This window comes from Flavobacterium sp., assembly GCF_043720215.1.
Classification (GTDB): Bacteria; Bacteroidota; Bacteroidia; order Flavobacteriales; family Flavobacteriaceae; genus Flavobacterium.
In genome coordinates, this window is record NZ_JAYSSZ010000068.1 from 1 (window position 1) to 14,865 (window position 14,865).

13 protein-coding genes and 1 pseudogene are annotated in these 14,865 nt (G+C 31.7%); 2 read left to right on the top strand and 12 right to left on the bottom strand.

Going from position 1 to position 14,865, the window contains the following annotated elements; genetic code table 11:
* Window positions 1-703, top strand: a pseudogene (locus ACHZC3_RS03085) (hypothetical protein); the annotation flags it as partial.
* A gap of 121 nt (window positions 704-824) precedes the next feature.
* On the opposite strand, the gene ACHZC3_RS03090 reads toward ACHZC3_RS03085, so the two are convergent.
* The 7 genes from ACHZC3_RS03090 to gcvP all read right to left on the bottom strand — a co-directional run bounded on the left by ACHZC3_RS03090 (window position 825) and on the right by gcvP (window position 8,575).
* Complete coding sequence (locus ACHZC3_RS03090) at window positions 825-1,592, bottom strand: ABC transporter ATP-binding protein (RefSeq protein WP_394758413.1); 768 nt, start codon at window positions 1,590-1,592, stop codon at window positions 825-827.
* Complete coding sequence (locus tag ACHZC3_RS03095) at window positions 1,592-2,338, bottom strand: MlaE family ABC transporter permease (protein ID WP_394758414.1); 747 nt, start codon at window positions 2,336-2,338, stop codon at window positions 1,592-1,594. The genes ACHZC3_RS03090 and ACHZC3_RS03095 overlap by 1 nt, the downstream gene beginning before the upstream one ends.
* Before the next feature lie 85 nt (window positions 2,339-2,423).
* Window positions 2,424-3,275 carry a glycosyltransferase gene (locus ACHZC3_RS03100; protein WP_394758415.1) on the bottom strand — a complete coding sequence of 284 codons (852 nt, stop codon included), beginning with the start codon at window positions 3,273-3,275 and terminating at the stop codon, window positions 2,424-2,426.
* Complete coding sequence (locus ACHZC3_RS03105; protein ID WP_394758416.1) at window positions 3,275-3,799, bottom strand: methyltransferase; 525 nt, start codon at window positions 3,797-3,799, stop codon at window positions 3,275-3,277. Before ACHZC3_RS03105 ends, ACHZC3_RS03100 begins: the two co-directional genes overlap by 1 nt.
* A gap of 244 nt (window positions 3,800-4,043) precedes the next feature.
* Complete coding sequence (locus ACHZC3_RS03110) at window positions 4,044-5,102, bottom strand: 3-oxoacyl-ACP synthase III family protein (RefSeq protein ID WP_394758417.1); 1,059 nt, start codon at window positions 5,100-5,102, stop codon at window positions 4,044-4,046.
* A gap of 127 nt (window positions 5,103-5,229) precedes the next feature.
* Window positions 5,230-5,604 (bottom strand): group III truncated hemoglobin, encoded by a 375-nt coding sequence (locus tag ACHZC3_RS03115; protein ID WP_394758418.1) that lies wholly within the window; start codon window positions 5,602-5,604, stop codon window positions 5,230-5,232.
* A gap of 127 nt (window positions 5,605-5,731) precedes the next feature.
* A complete protein-coding gene (gene gcvP, locus ACHZC3_RS03120) occupies window positions 5,732-8,575 on the bottom strand; it encodes an aminomethyl-transferring glycine dehydrogenase (protein ID WP_394758425.1) in 2,844 nt (947 codons plus the stop codon).
* Between the two features lie 137 nt (window positions 8,576-8,712).
* Here gcvP and ACHZC3_RS03125 point away from each other — a divergent pair, with 137 nt between their 5' ends.
* Window positions 8,713-9,549, top strand: coding sequence for a hypothetical protein (locus ACHZC3_RS03125; RefSeq protein ID WP_394758419.1), 837 nt, complete (start codon window positions 8,713-8,715; stop codon window positions 9,547-9,549).
* A 9-nt stretch (window positions 9,550-9,558) separates the two neighbouring features.
* Here the strand turns inward: ACHZC3_RS03125 and ACHZC3_RS03130 are convergent, their stop codons facing one another.
* From ACHZC3_RS03130 to ACHZC3_RS03150, 5 genes are all read right to left on the bottom strand, one after another.
* On the bottom strand, window positions 9,559-10,008 hold the full coding sequence (locus tag ACHZC3_RS03130) for an SRPBCC family protein (protein WP_394758420.1): 450 nt from the start codon (window positions 10,006-10,008) through the stop codon (window positions 9,559-9,561).
* Window positions 10,009-10,069: 61 nt separating this feature from the next.
* Window positions 10,070-11,131, bottom strand: coding sequence for an AbiH family protein (locus ACHZC3_RS03135; RefSeq protein WP_394758421.1), 1,062 nt, complete (start codon window positions 11,129-11,131; stop codon window positions 10,070-10,072).
* A gap of 12 nt (window positions 11,132-11,143) precedes the next feature.
* Window positions 11,144-13,171, bottom strand: a complete 2,028-nt coding sequence (locus tag ACHZC3_RS03140; protein WP_394758422.1) for a M3 family metallopeptidase — start codon at window positions 13,169-13,171, stop codon at window positions 11,144-11,146.
* A 56-nt stretch (window positions 13,172-13,227) separates the two neighbouring features.
* Complete coding sequence (gene purE, locus ACHZC3_RS03145) at window positions 13,228-13,710, bottom strand: 5-(carboxyamino)imidazole ribonucleotide mutase (RefSeq protein WP_394758423.1); 483 nt, start codon at window positions 13,708-13,710, stop codon at window positions 13,228-13,230.
* A 278-nt stretch (window positions 13,711-13,988) separates the two neighbouring features.
* The coding region (locus ACHZC3_RS03150) for a 5-(carboxyamino)imidazole ribonucleotide synthase (protein ID WP_394758424.1) at window positions 13,989-14,865 on the bottom strand (877 nt) is incomplete at its 5' end.

Sequence of the window (14,865 nt, forward strand, 5' to 3'; positions counted from 1 at the left end):
ATCATTTAAACAACCAACATTATTTGGAGCTGAGATTGATGATGTATTTGAGAAATTAATTAATGATAAAAGTGCTGAAAATTCATTGGTAATAAAATCTTATATAATTCAAAAAGAAGACGAAAAACTTGAACAATATTTATTAAAAAAAGTCCGAATTAAAAGAATGATTATGGCAAACTATGCTATCGAACTTTTATCAAAAAGATTAAATGGTTACAGAGGACGACAAGCTTACTTAATTTCTTGGATTTTTGGTGCATTCATGTTTTTGCTTTCTTCGATAATCTTCTTTTGGTTTATAAATTTTCAATTATACAAAATTGATTCGATGAACTTTCAATATATTGGAACATTTCCGAGTTTCGATTTTTTATATTATACTCTTAAAACAATAACTTTTGGAGATATTGAATTAATCAAACCATTAAGTGTTCTCTCGCGAATTAGTGAAATATGTTCATTCTTTACTATAGGTATATTTATGTTAGTAATTGTAATTTCTGTGTTTTTATCAATGAAACAAGATAAAGTAAATGAAAATGTTAAATTAACAACAGAATTAATGAATAGCGAAAGTGTTACTTTAATTAAATATATGAAAGACGAATTTGGAATTGAAATTAAAACCGCTTTTAGTGAAATTAAGAATATAGACGATTCATTAAAAAAATTAAAAAATATAATTGACAAAATATTTTAAATATAAACAGCATACAACGACAATTTTCCGGTATAGCTAGGTTTTTGTTTTGTGTAGGATTGTTTACCCATAAATTTATGCAACGCATTAAAGCTGGCGGCACGTTTTTATGTGTCAAATATTATAAACCTTCCTTCAACACTGCTTCCCTCACTTTTTTAAACAATTCTGACGAATACACAAAATCGACAACAGCTTCGTTATCGGTTCTAAAAATTTCTTCTTTGGTTCCTTGCCAAGCTTTTAGACCCTTTTTTAAGAACAAAATATTCTGACCAATTTCCATTACCGAGTTCATATCATGCGTATTAATTACGGTGGTAATGTTGTATTCTTCGGTGATTTCGCCAATCAAATTATCAATCAAAATAGCCGTATTCGGGTCTAAACCAGAGTTAGGTTCGTCGCAAAATAAATATTTAGGATTGTTTACAATAGCACGAGCAATCGCTACACGTTTTTGCATTCCGCCCGAAATTTCAGAAGGTAATTTTTTGTGCGCATCAATAAGATTTACTCTTTTTAATACAAAATCAACACGATCCTGAATTTCGGATTTAGAGTTTTGTGTAAACATTTTCAACGGAAAACCTACATTTTCTTCGACTGTCATCGAATCGAATAAAGCACTTCCTTGAAAAACCATGCCTATTTCGGTACGTAATTCTCTTTTGTCTTCAGCGGATAAATCAGAATAGATTCTGCCATCAAAAGAAATAGTTCCCACTTCTGGCGAATGAATTCCCAACAAGCTTTTTAGTAATACTGTTTTTCCAGAACCACTTTGACCAATGATTAAATTGGTTTTTCCAGTTTCAAAAACAGTCGAAACTCCTTTTAAAACCTTGCTGTCTCCAAACGATTTCTCGATATTTTTTACTTCAATCATTAGGTTAAAAGTAGTTGCGTTAAAATATAATTCATCAAAATAATCATCACCGATGTCCAAACAAACGACACCGTACTTGCTTTTCCTACTTCGAGCGCGCCACCTTTCATATAATAACCGTGAAATGATGGGATTGTGGCTAGAATTAATGCGAAAATCAAGGTCTTTATAAAAGCATACGTGATGTGAAATGGGATGAATTCTTTTTGAAGTCCGTCTATAAATTCAGAACTACTGCCAAAACCTCCGTAAACACTAGCGATATAGCCACCTAGAACACCTAGAAACATCGCAATTCCAATAAGAAACGGATATAATAATAAAGCGGTTAGTTTTGGAAAAACCAAATAATTTAAAGAGTTAACTCCCATGACTTCGAGTGCATCAATTTGTTCGGTAACACGCATGGTTCCTATGCTCGACGTGATAAATGAACCCATTTTTCCTGCCATAATGATGGAGATAAAAGTAGGAGCAAATTCTAAAATGATAGATTGTCTGGTCGCAAAACCAATTAGGTATTTAGGAATTAACGGATTGGTCAAATTCAGCGCGGTTTGTATCGCTACAACACCACCAACGAAAAAGGAAATGAAAGCTACAATTCCTAGGGAACCAATAATTAAATCGTCTATTTCTTTGAAGATAAGTGTTCTCATAACCGACCATTTGGTTGGTTTCTTGAAAATCTCTTTTATCATTAAGAAATATCTTCCGATTTGTGATAAATAACGAATTAACATCATAGGTTTAAAATAATTTCAAAAATAGTTATAAGTTGTGAGTTATGAGTTAAGAGTTGCGGTTTTTTCGATTAAACAAATAATCAAATTAACGAATTAACTTCTCTTTCATTTTCTTCCAACGATAATTTCTAATAAATTGGGCTTGTTCATCAGAAACTAACGAAGGTTTTTTGGCTGATTTCGCTTTCCAAAAACCGTTGAGATAATCTAAAAAAAGTAACGGTTTCTTTTTCATCATCGCTAGTTTTGCCGAAGCAATGGCGGTAATAAAAAATCCGTACCCTAAGCTATAAAAAGCTTCTCCTTGCTTGTAGCGTGCCGTTTTGTTATAGTTGGCGCCTGTTGGTTTGAGATGTTTTACTTGTAATGATTGGTCGGTAACGACTTTCCAATTATAAAATTTGCACAATAACTCATCGACTGTATCCCAACCCATAGCGGGTTTTAGTCCGCCAATTTGTTTGAAAGTTGCTTTTCGATAGGCTTTAAAGGCACCGCGAATATGATCTTTATCGGTTAAGTTTTCCAGAATCCAATCATTATTTTTTTCGATGTAGGCAAATCCGCCAACCATTCCTATTGTCTCATCAGATTTGAAATGACTGATAATGGTTTCGAAATAATTCTTTGGAAAAATTAAATCGGCATCGGCTTTTACGATAAAGTCGTAATTGTCATCTACAGTTTCTAACCCTTTGTTGAAAGCTTGTATTACTTTGCTGCCTGGTAAATGTATTGCTTCTGATGTTTTATTGACTAAAGTAATAGACGAATATTCTTTAGAATAAGCTGAAACAATATCAGCCGTTTTATCGGTCGAATTGTCATTGATAACCACAATTTTAGTTGGTAAAATAGTTTGTTCTACTAACGATCGAAGTGTTAAACCAATGAAGGCTTCTTCGTTGTGTGCAGGAATGATAATGTAATAATTCATTATTTTATTTTTTCTGCGTAAACAATGTAATATCTAGGTATAAAATATCTAAGTAGTGGACGGAAGCCTATTTTTTTGACAGGATGTGTAAATTTTTGTCTATCGATAATTTTCCAACCAGTTTTTTCTAATAACCAATCGAGTTGCCAGTCTTCAAATTCGTGGTAATGGCGGTCCCACATATCTGTTTTGCTTCTGTAGGCAGGAGAAAACCACAATCGTAATGGGATTGAAATTAGTAATTTGTCACATTTTACATTTTCTAAAATGGTATATGGATTTAGTAAATGTTCGAATATTTCGAAAGCAGTCACTACAGAATAAGTTTCTGTTTGAAGTGTTGTTTGATTGTTGTCTAAATCTTCACCTTTAGTATTTTTTACAGTATAACTGTTTTCTAACATGATTTTAGAAAACGGATTTTCTACTCCTAAATCTAAAATAGTTTCAGAGGTTTTGATGTGTTTTTGTAAAAATTCTAACGTGTGTTTGAATCGTTTATTTGGGAATGTTTTTTCGTACATAGTCATTGCGAGGAACGAAGCAATCTCTTCTTCCTTGGATTAAATTATCTAGTCACAAAGTTACAAAGTTTTGTCATATTTAATTCTAGATTTTAGCCCAAATGGAAGCGGAAAGCATTTTGCAAAAGAATTGTCGTTTTTCTTGTCGAAAAAGAGCGACGGTAGAAGCTCCTTTTTGGTCTTAGAAAAAAGCAATTGTTTGAAAAATCTTGAAGCGGACAGTTGGAGTAGCTTCTAAATTTTTTTAATATCTGTAGACGATAGCATTAATATTCATTCCTGCTCCAACAGATGCAAATATAATGACATCACCTTTGTTAATTTCTTGATTTTCTATTTTTCCATTAATAAGTAAATCATATAATGTGGGAACGGTTGCTACGCTTGAATTTCCAAGTTTATGGATACTCATTGGCATAATACCTTCTGGCGTTTCTTGATTGTGAAGTTTGAAAAAACGTTGAATTATAGCTTCGTCCATTTTTTCGTTCGCCTGATGAATTAATACTTTTTTTACTTCCGAAATTGGAATGCCACTTTTATCGAGACATTCTTTCATGGCTTTTGGCACTTCGTTTAATGCAAATTCATATATTTTGCGTCCTTGCATTTTAATATAACGTACATCTTTATCAAGATTTTTGTTAAAAGAATTTCCAAAAAATAAATAATCAGCTTCATCAGTAGCAAAAGTTGCTGAAGCGTGTGCTAAAATCCCACCATCTTCATTTGTAGCTTCAATGATTGTAGCGCCTGCTCCGTCCGAATAAATCATACTGTCTCTATCGTGAATATCAACAACTCTCGATAAAGTTTCGGCACCAATAACCAAACATTTTTTTGCCATTCCAGCTTTTATAAAAGCTTGTGCTTGAATAACACCTTCTATCCAACCAGGGCAGCCAAATAAAATATCATACGCTACACATTTAGGATTTTTTATTCTTAATTTTTGTTTTACTCTGGCTGCAAGACTTGGTACAGCATCAGCTTGGATAGCGCCTTGTTTTACATTACCAAAATTGTGAGCAAAAATTATATAATCTAAAGTTTCGGGGTCAATTTTTGCAGAATCAATCGCTTTTTGAGCGGCAAAAAGTGCAATATCGGAAGTTACAAGATTTGCATCAACATAACGTCGTTCTTCAATTCCTGTTATTTGCTTAAATTTATGAGCAATGACTTCGTTTGATGCATTAAAAGCACTTCCGTCTTCATTCAAAAACTGATGTTTAGCAAAATCTAAATTGGTTACGATTTCATTCGGGATATAACTCCCTGAGCCTGTTATTTTGATGTTCATTTTGTAGTAATTGGTTAAGCTAAAGTATCAATAAAATCTTCTTTTTTTATTAAATTTTTAAATTTTTAATAATTATTACAGAATATTCATTTAACATTATCTTAATTTAGTGATAATATAAAAATTATTAATTCTGTTGCATGATTTTAATCTGCATTATGGTGGAAATACTCAAAGCCTGAGTTTTTATTTGTTCTGATTTTTTGCCACTAAAATTCTCATCTACTGAATTGTAAAAATGATTTAACCAAACTTTGAATAATTCTGGAGTTAAATGTTCTTTTTTATCAATATCCAAATGAATTTGGGTTAGGTTTTTTGTATAACCGCCAGTTCCTAATATTGCTTGCGACCAAAAAGTTACTAATATGGGTAAATGTTCTTCAATCTTTATTTTCACAACATCAGTAAAAATATAACTTATCGAATCGTCCGAAAGTAATTTTTTGTAAAATTCATCAACAAGTAAATATAAATCTTCTTGGTTTTGTATGTCGTTCATTATCGTTTTATAAATTTCAAAAGTATTGTAATTCAATTTTAAATTTACTGATAAAAATCAGTTTTAATCAAAAAAGGTTTCAAATTATAAAACTTGAAACCTTTCTCTATTTGCTAATGATTTATAATTACATGTATGCTTCAATTGGCGCACAACTACAAACTAAATTTCTATCGCCATAAGCTTCATCAACACGACGAACTGTTGGCCAGAATTTATTTTCTGCAATATACTCTAATGGATAAGCTGCATTTTCACGAGTATAAGGATAAACCCATTCGTTAGCAGTAACCATCGCTAAAGTATGAGGCGCATTTTTTAAAATATTTTGAGTATCTTCTTTAGTAGAAGCGGCAATTTCTTTACGAATAGAAATCATCGCATCACAAAAACGATCTAATTCTGGTAAATCTTCTGATTCTGTTGGTTCAATCATTAATGTTCCAGCAACAGGGAAAGAAACCGTTGGCGCATGGAAACCATAATCCATTAGTCGTTTTGCAATATCAGTTACTTTAATTCCGTTGTCTTCAAAAGAACGACAATCTAAAATCATTTCGTGAGCTGCACGTCCCATTTCGCCAGAATATAAAACTGGATAATGAGCTTCTAAACGCGCTTTCATATAATTTGCATTTAATATAGCGTGTTTAGTAGAATTTGTTAAACCTTCTGCGCCTAACATACAAATGTATCCGTAAGAAATTAAACAAACTAAAGCCGACCCATAAGGAGCAGCAGAAATTGCCGTAATGGCTTGATCACCACCAACTTTAATTACTGGATTTGTTGGTAAAAATGGAACTAATTTATCGTTCACACAAATTGGTCCAACACCTGGTCCGCCGCCACCATGAGGAATAGCGAACGTTTTGTGTAAGTTTAAGTGACAAACATCAGCACCAATTGTAGCCGGATTGGTTAATCCCACTTGTGCATTCATATTCGCACCATCCATATATACTAATCCACCATTTTCGTGAATGATATTTGTAATTTCGATAATTGAACTTTCAAAAACACCGTGAGTTGAAGGATAAGTTACCATTAAACAAGATAATCTATCTTTAAATTCAATTGCTCTAGCTCTTAAATCTTCTACATCGATATTTCCTTCTGGAGTTGTTTTTGTTACAATAATATCCATTCCAGCCATTGCTGCTGATGCTGGATTAGTTCCGTGAGCAGATGAAGGAATTAAACAAACCGTTCTATGTTGATCTCCACGAGAAGCATGGTAAGCACGAATGGCCATTAAACCTGCATATTCACCTTGTGCACCAGAATTTGGTTGTAAAGTTGTACCTGTAAAACCAGTTACTACATTTAATTGTTGTTCTAATTTTTTAAGCATGGTAATATAACCTTCTGCTTGTTCAATTGGAGCAAACGGGTGCATATTATTCCAGCTAGCCATAGATAATGGCAACATTTCGGCAGCTGCATTTAATTTCATTGTACAAGAGCCTAAAGAAATCATCGAATGGTTTAATGATAAATCTTTACGTTCTAATTTTTTAATATAACGCATCAATTGACTCTCAGAATGATGATTGTTAAAAACATCATGTTGTAAGAAAGTTGATGTTCTTTCTAATCCTTCAGCAATTCTTCCAGAAGGTAAAAGGATTTTTACAGGTGTAAATTCTTTTCCAGTAGCTTCTGCAAAAATTCCAATAATTTGATTGATATCTGTAATTGAAGTCGTTTCGTTAAAAGAAATTGAAATCGTTTCTGAATCTACATAATAGAAATTCACTTCATTTCTTTCGGCAATCGCTTTAACTTTAGCAGCATCAGCTTTTACTAGAATCGTGTCGAAGAAAGATGTATTTGTTTGGTAAACACCTAATTTATTTAATTCTTCAACAGTTGTGTTGGCTGAAGCGTGTACTTTATTTGCAATATATTTTAATCCTTTTGGTCCGTGATAAACTGCATACATTCCAGCCATAACGGCTAATAAAACCTGAGCTGTACAAATGTTTGAAGTCGCTTTTTCACGTTTAATATGTTGTTCACGAGTACCTAAAGCCATACGTAAAGCACGGTTTCCATTTACATCGATTGAAACGCCAATAATTCTTCCAGGCATAGAACGTTTGTATTCGTCTTTTGTTGCGAAGAATGCAGCATGAGGTCCGCCGTAACCCATCGGAATACCAAAACGTTGTGAAGTTCCAACAACTACATCGGCACCCATTTCCCCTGGAGAGGTTAATTTTACTAACGATAAAATATCGGCAGCAACCCCAACTTTAATTTCGTTTGCTTTTGCTTTTGCAATAAATCCAGCATAATCATGAACTTGTCCATATTTTCCTGGATATTGTAACATAGCTCCGAAAAATTCTGAAGAAAAATCGAATGTTTGGTGATTTCCAATTACTAATTCAACTCCAATTGGTGTAGAACGTGTTTGTAATACAGAAAGTGTTTGTGGTAAAATTTCCTCAGAAACGAAAAATTTATTTGTGTTGTTTTTTTTCTGGTCGCGAGTACGAACATCAAATAATAATGCCATGGCTTCTGCAGCTGCAGTAGCTTCGTCTAACAAAGAAGCGTTTGCAATTTCCATTCCAGTTAATTCTATAACTGTAGTTTGGTAATTTAAAATCGCTTCTAAACGACCTTGAGCAATTTCTGCTTGATAAGGTGTATATGCTGTGTACCAACCTGGATTTTCAAAAATATTTCTTTGAATAACTGCTGGAACAATGGCTGGGTTGTATCCTAACCCAATATAGGATTTGAAAACTTTATTTTTTTTACCTAATTCTTGAATATGATTTAAGTATTCATATTCTGTCATTGGTTCTTCTAAATTTAATTCATTTTTTAAACGAATATCTGTTGGAATTGTTTCGTAAATTAATTGATCTACTGATTCAACTCCAATAGTTTTTAACATGTGACTTAGGTCGTTTTCACCAGTTCCAATGTGTCTTAAAGCAAAAGCATCTGTTTTCATATAGGTAGAAATGTGTTGTGTAATTTTGATTGCAAAAATAAATATTAATCTGCTAATAAATGCTGTTTTAAAGTTCAATTTTTATCGATTTTTCAACTAAATGAGAATCTTATTAACAGTTTGACTAATTTTGTTGAGTGAAGATTATTAAGCAAATATTCGATTTTTATATAAATAGCAGTATTCACGTGGCTTTATCTGTTTATGCTTTGGTGAGAATGACACAATATATGTTCAACATTTCCCATGACGATGCAATGGTTTATTTTGCTTTTTTCGGAACAATTGTAGGTTATAATTTTGTAAAATATGACGCTTTAGCTAGAGTCAAAAAATTACAAATGCGAAATGAATTAAAAGCAATCGCTTTTTTAAGTTTTGTATCGCTAATTGCTGTTGGTATTTGTTTTTTTCAATTGCAAATACATACACAAATTGTTGCTGTTGCTTTTTTAGGATTGACATTATTATATACACTTCCGTTTTTTCCTAATAGAAAAAATGCCAGAAATTGGGCTGGAGTTAAAATTTACATGGTTGCTTTGAGTTGGGTTGGTGTTTCTTTGGTTTTGCCAATATTAAATGCGGAAATTGTAATTACTTCCGATTTTTATCTCAAATGTATACAGCGTTTTATTTTAGTTTTTGTATTGATTTTAATTTTCGAAATTATAGACTTGCAATACGATGATCCTCATTTGAAAACCGTTCCACAACAAATAGGAGTAAAGCGGACTAAATATTTAGGATATATTTTATTACTGATTTTTTGTTGCTTGGAGATTTTTAATGTTGATGGAAATGACAATCTCAGCATTCATTTTTTTTCAATATCATTGCAATCGATTATTGCCTTTATTATTGCAATTTTTATGTTTTTTGCAAACGAGAAACGTCCCAAATATTATACTTCATTTTGGGTAGAAAGTATTCCTGTAATTTTGTGGATTTCGCTTATTTTGTTGAATAAATAATATAGAATTTTAATTCTCTGACAATTCTTTTAAAACTCGATTTCGTTCCAATAAAAAATTTGTTAAATATTTTTTTAAGAATAAATAATCGAATAATTGACCAAAAATACCAAATGGAGTTTTATAACATAACTTATCGGTCATTGTTGTAATTCCGTTTTGTTCTTCGAAAAAATGCTCATGTCTGAAAGATTTAAATTTACCTTCTTCCATTTCGTCAACAAAATAATCATAGAAATTCATCGCCGTCATTCTGCTTTTGTGCGTAAGATAAACGCCAAAATGTTTGCCACGCCAAGTAACCGTTTCATTCAGGTTTATTAATCCAGAAGTTACGCCAGCAATAGCAACTTCATTGGTTTTACTTGCAGATTGTTGGTGAATGTCAATATTTCTATTGATGTCAAAAACTTTCTGAATTGGTGCGTTTACTTTAGTAATTATTTTTATTGTTGTCATTTGAAGAATTTTTTAAACTTTCAAAAAATATTTTTTAGCAATAAGTTTGTATTAATACTACTTATGAATCTAAAGATTTTGATTTATCAAATGGTACAATTTTTTTTCTCATAAGACCTTTGTCAGAAAAATGTCTTGAAATGTCATATGTCTTTTCAGTAAAATCGTTTTCAGTTGATGATTTTGCGTAATAGAATATTTTTATTGATTTGCATTTATCATGTTCAAATATTTCTTTAAGCATTGTTCTATCGGATAAACCACATGAATGGCCTATAATAAAAACTTGAAATTCTTCTGAATTAACAAATTTTATTAGATTGTGGTAATTTGATGTTTTAGAGTATTTGAAGGATTTAATATGTCTAAATAACTCATCGTTTTGTTCGTCTTCAAAACCTAAATAATGTTTATCATGTTCGTCACCAAAACCAAAAATAATAGGGTTTTCTTTTGAGTTTAATTCTCCATGAATATAATTTATAGTTGATGGAATTTGTTTATTGATAATATCAAAATGGCTTTCTAACGTTCTTGTATAATTAAAATTAACAAAATATAATTCTTTTGGTTTCTGGTCCTCTTTAATTTCTTTATCTGTCAATGCAATTTCATCTACTTTAATTTCTTGACAAAAAAGATTAAGAAGCTTGTTTGAACTAGCAGGTATATGGACTTTAGTAGTATATGTTATATAATTTTCAAAAATATCTTTTAAATAATCAAAATCATCATTTATTTTTTTGATTCCATCTAAATTATTATTTGAGGCACTCTTATATCTTCTTAAATATGAAAAATATTGATTTTCTATGTCTACCCATTTGTTAGTTTTTACTTTAAATATTATTTCATTAAACAAATCACTCTTAAAATCTATTATATCTCTTTTCTTTTTTAGAGACTCAATAATTTCAAATGCTCTTTCTAATTTTGTAACATCTTCTTTGTCAAAGTGTATTATATCTTCAGATCCAATTCTAATAAGATTATCATCAAAAAAACCTCCTTTTATATAAATGTTTAATGCATTACATAAATAATACTCAATAAAATCATTATAGCTTGTCTTGTGTCCATGGTGTAAATCAAAACCATTACCTATTAGAATAAGTCTTTTCAATTTTTCTGTATTTTAAATTAATCCAGCTCTTTTCAGTAATGCATCTGGTTTCGGTTCTTGACCTCGAAAACGTTTGTACAATTCCATTGGTAATTCGGTTCCGCCTTTAGAAAGTACGTTGTCTTTAAATTTTGTTGCCACTTCTTTATTGAAAATTCCTTTCTCTTGGAAATAGGCAAATGCATCTGCATCGAGAACTTCTGCCCATTTGTAACTGTAATATCCAGAAGAATATCCGCCTGCAAAAATATGAGAAAATGATACCGACATGCAATTTTCGGCTACATCAGGATATAAAGTTGTGCCTTCAAAAGCTGCTTTTTCAAAAGCTTTTACGTTGGTGATTTCTGTTGGATTATTACTGTGATAAGCCATGTCTAATAATCCAAAACTCAATTGGCGCAGCGTTGCCATTCCTTCCTGAAAACTTGCACTTTCTTTGATTTTCTCTACATATTCTTGTGGAATAATTTCGCCAGTTTCATAATGTTTCGCAAATAAAGCTAATGCTTCAGGCTCGTAACACCAGTTTTCCATTACCTGACTTGGCAATTCTACAAAATCCCAATAGACTGATGTTCCAGATAAACTTGGATAAACGGTGTTGGCTAACATTCCGTGTAATCCGTGACCGAATTCGTGAAATAATGTGGTTACTTCATTGAAAGTTAATAAAGATGGTTTGCTGTTTGTTGGCGGTGTGAAATTACAAACGTTAGAAATATGTGGTCGTTCATTTTTTCCGTCCTTAATATATTGTGATTTAAAACTGGTCATCCATGCACCATTTCGTTTCCCTTTTCTTGGAAAAAAATCGGCGTAAAAAATAGCAACTAGTTCACCAAATTCATCTTTAACTTCATAAGTTGTTACCTCTTCATGGTATTTTTCGATATCAAAAACTTCGGTAAATGTTAATCCGTATAATTTTCCTGCAATAGTAAAAGCGCCGTTCAAAACGTTTTCTAGTTGAAAATAGGGTTTTAATTTTTCGTCATCTAAATTGAATAATTTTTGTTTCAATTTTTCAGAATAATAAGAACCGTCCCATTTTTCTAGTTGTTCAATTCCGTCTAGTTCTTTGGTAAAAGTGGTTAATTCTTCAAATTCACGTTTGGCAGCGGGTTTTGCTTTAATTAATAAATCATTCAGGAACGATTTTACTTTCTCTGGATTTTGAGCCATTCGTTCTTCGAGAACAAAATGTGAATGGGTTTCGTAACCTAATAAATTGGCTCTTTCGAAACGCAATTTGGCAATTTTAAGCGTGATTTTCTGATTGTCGAATTCGTTATTTTGGAAAGCTTTTTTTCCTGCTGCAATAGAAATTTCTTTTCGCAACTCACGATTTTCAGCATACGTTACAAATGGCAAATAACTAGGCATGTCTAAAGTAAAAATATAGCCTTCTAAATTTTTAGCTTTTGCCAAAGCTTTAGCAGCTTCAATTGTTCCTTCTGGCAAACCTTTTAAATCAGATTCGTTGGTAATATGTAATTGATAATTATTGGTTTCTGCCAAAACGTTTTCACTGTAAGTCAGTTTTAATTTTGCGAGTTCTGTGTCAATTTCACGAAGTTTTGATTTTTTTTCTTCAGATAATAAAGCACCATTTCTAGAAAAACTTTTGAATTTTTTGTCTAATAAAGTCGCCTGTTCTGAAGTTAATTTCAATTTTTCTTTTTGATCGTAAACGATTTTTATTTTTTTAAATAAATCTTCGTTTAATGTGATATCGTTTCCAAATTCGGTTAATAGTGGTGAAACTTCCTGAGCAATTTTCTGCATTTCGTCACTAGTTTCTGCTGAATTTAGATTGAAGAAAATAGACGATAATCTATCTAAAGCATTTCCTGAAAAATCTAAAGCTTCGATTGTATTCTTGAAAGTCGGCGTTTCTGGATTGTTAATGATTGCATCAATTTCGGCTCTTGCCGATAAAATATTTTCGATAAAAGCTGGTTTGTAATCTTCTGTTTTTATTTTCGAAAATGGTGCTGTATCGTGTTTTGTGTTGAATGTTGAAGTTAAGATTTTCATAGTTTTTTGATTTAACCCTATCAGGGTTTTAAACCCTGATAGGGTTAATAAATTGTTTATTTTTTTAAATTTTCAGATGATTTATTCACAGCGTCTTTCAAACTTTCTTTATAAAAAATTATTTTATCTAAAACGCATTTATCTGAGCTTCCTATAATTTGAGCCGCAAGAATTCCAGCGTTTTTTGCTCCGTTCAAAGCCACTGTCGCCACAGGAACTCCACCTGGCATTTGAAGAATAGACAAAACCGAATCCCAACCATCGATAGAATTACTAGATTTTACAGGAACACCAATCACTGGCAATGGAGACATGGAAGCTACCATTCCTGGTAAATGAGCTGCGCCACCAGCTCCAGCGATAATCACAGAAATACCACGAGTGTGTGCGTTTTTGCTAAAATCAAACAATTTTTCAGGAGTTCTATGAGCTGAAACAATGTCGACTTCGGTTTCTATGTCAAATCCTTTTAGGATGTCTATAGCTTCTTGCATGACTGGCATGTCGGAAATACTTCCCATTATGATGGCTACTTTCATGTTTCTATTTTGATTATTTAAGCGTTATATAAATTATATATATGAAAAATACTATTGCAATTATTGTAATTAAAATTGACAGAAAACTCAAAATTTTTTTTCCTAAATATTCATTTTTATCAGTCAGTGCATTATAATCTTTTCTGATATAATGTGAGTTATCATAAACTCTAAAAAAATTGAAAAGTGCATCCAAATAATTCATTCTTTATTTTATGAGATTCTTCCTTCGTCAGAATGACAAGTTTGTAAAAAAACTGCCAACTGAAATATGAATACTAATTACTAATCACTCTGATACTATTCTTTACCTCCTCCGCAATTTTTCTAGCTTCTTTCATATCTTTATTTACAATAGTAACATGTCCCATTTTTCTAAACGGACGCGTTTCTTTTTTGCCATAAATATGAGGAGTTACTCCGTCAATTGCCATTATTTTTTCTATATTTTCGTAAATAACAGGTCCGGAGAAATTTTCTTCACCAACCAAATTTACCATAATTCCGGCAACTTTGCTATCACAATTTCCCAAAGGAAGATTTAAAATAGCTCGCAAATGATTTTCAAATTGTGAAGTATAACTTGCTTCTATTGTATGGTGTCCTGAGTTGTGTGGTCTTGGAGCAATTTCGTTTACTAATATGTCATCGTTTTCAGTTTGAAACATTTCTACAGCCAATAAGCCAACATGATTGAATTTTCCGGAAACTTGTAGTGCGATTTCTTGTGCTTTTTGTGCAACTTTAGAATCAATCCTTGCTGGACAAATTACATATTCAACCTGATTGGCTTCTGGATGAAATTCCATTTCGACAACTGGATAAGTTTGTACTTCGCCCGAAACATTTCGAACAACAATTACTGCTAATTCATTTTTGAAAGCAATCATTTCTTCGGCAATACATTCTACATTGGGTAAATTATCTAAGTCTTCGATTGCTCTTACGACTTTTACGCCCGTTCCGTCGTAACCAAATTCGGTACATTTCCAGACAAAAGGAAATTTTAGATTTTGGATTTTAGATTTTAGATTATGTAAGTTTTCAAATTTTTCAAAAGGAGCAGTTGGAATATTATTTTGAACATAAAACACTTTCTGAATTCCTTTGTTTTGAATCAGTTTTAAAGTTTTTGGCGATGGAAATACATTTTTG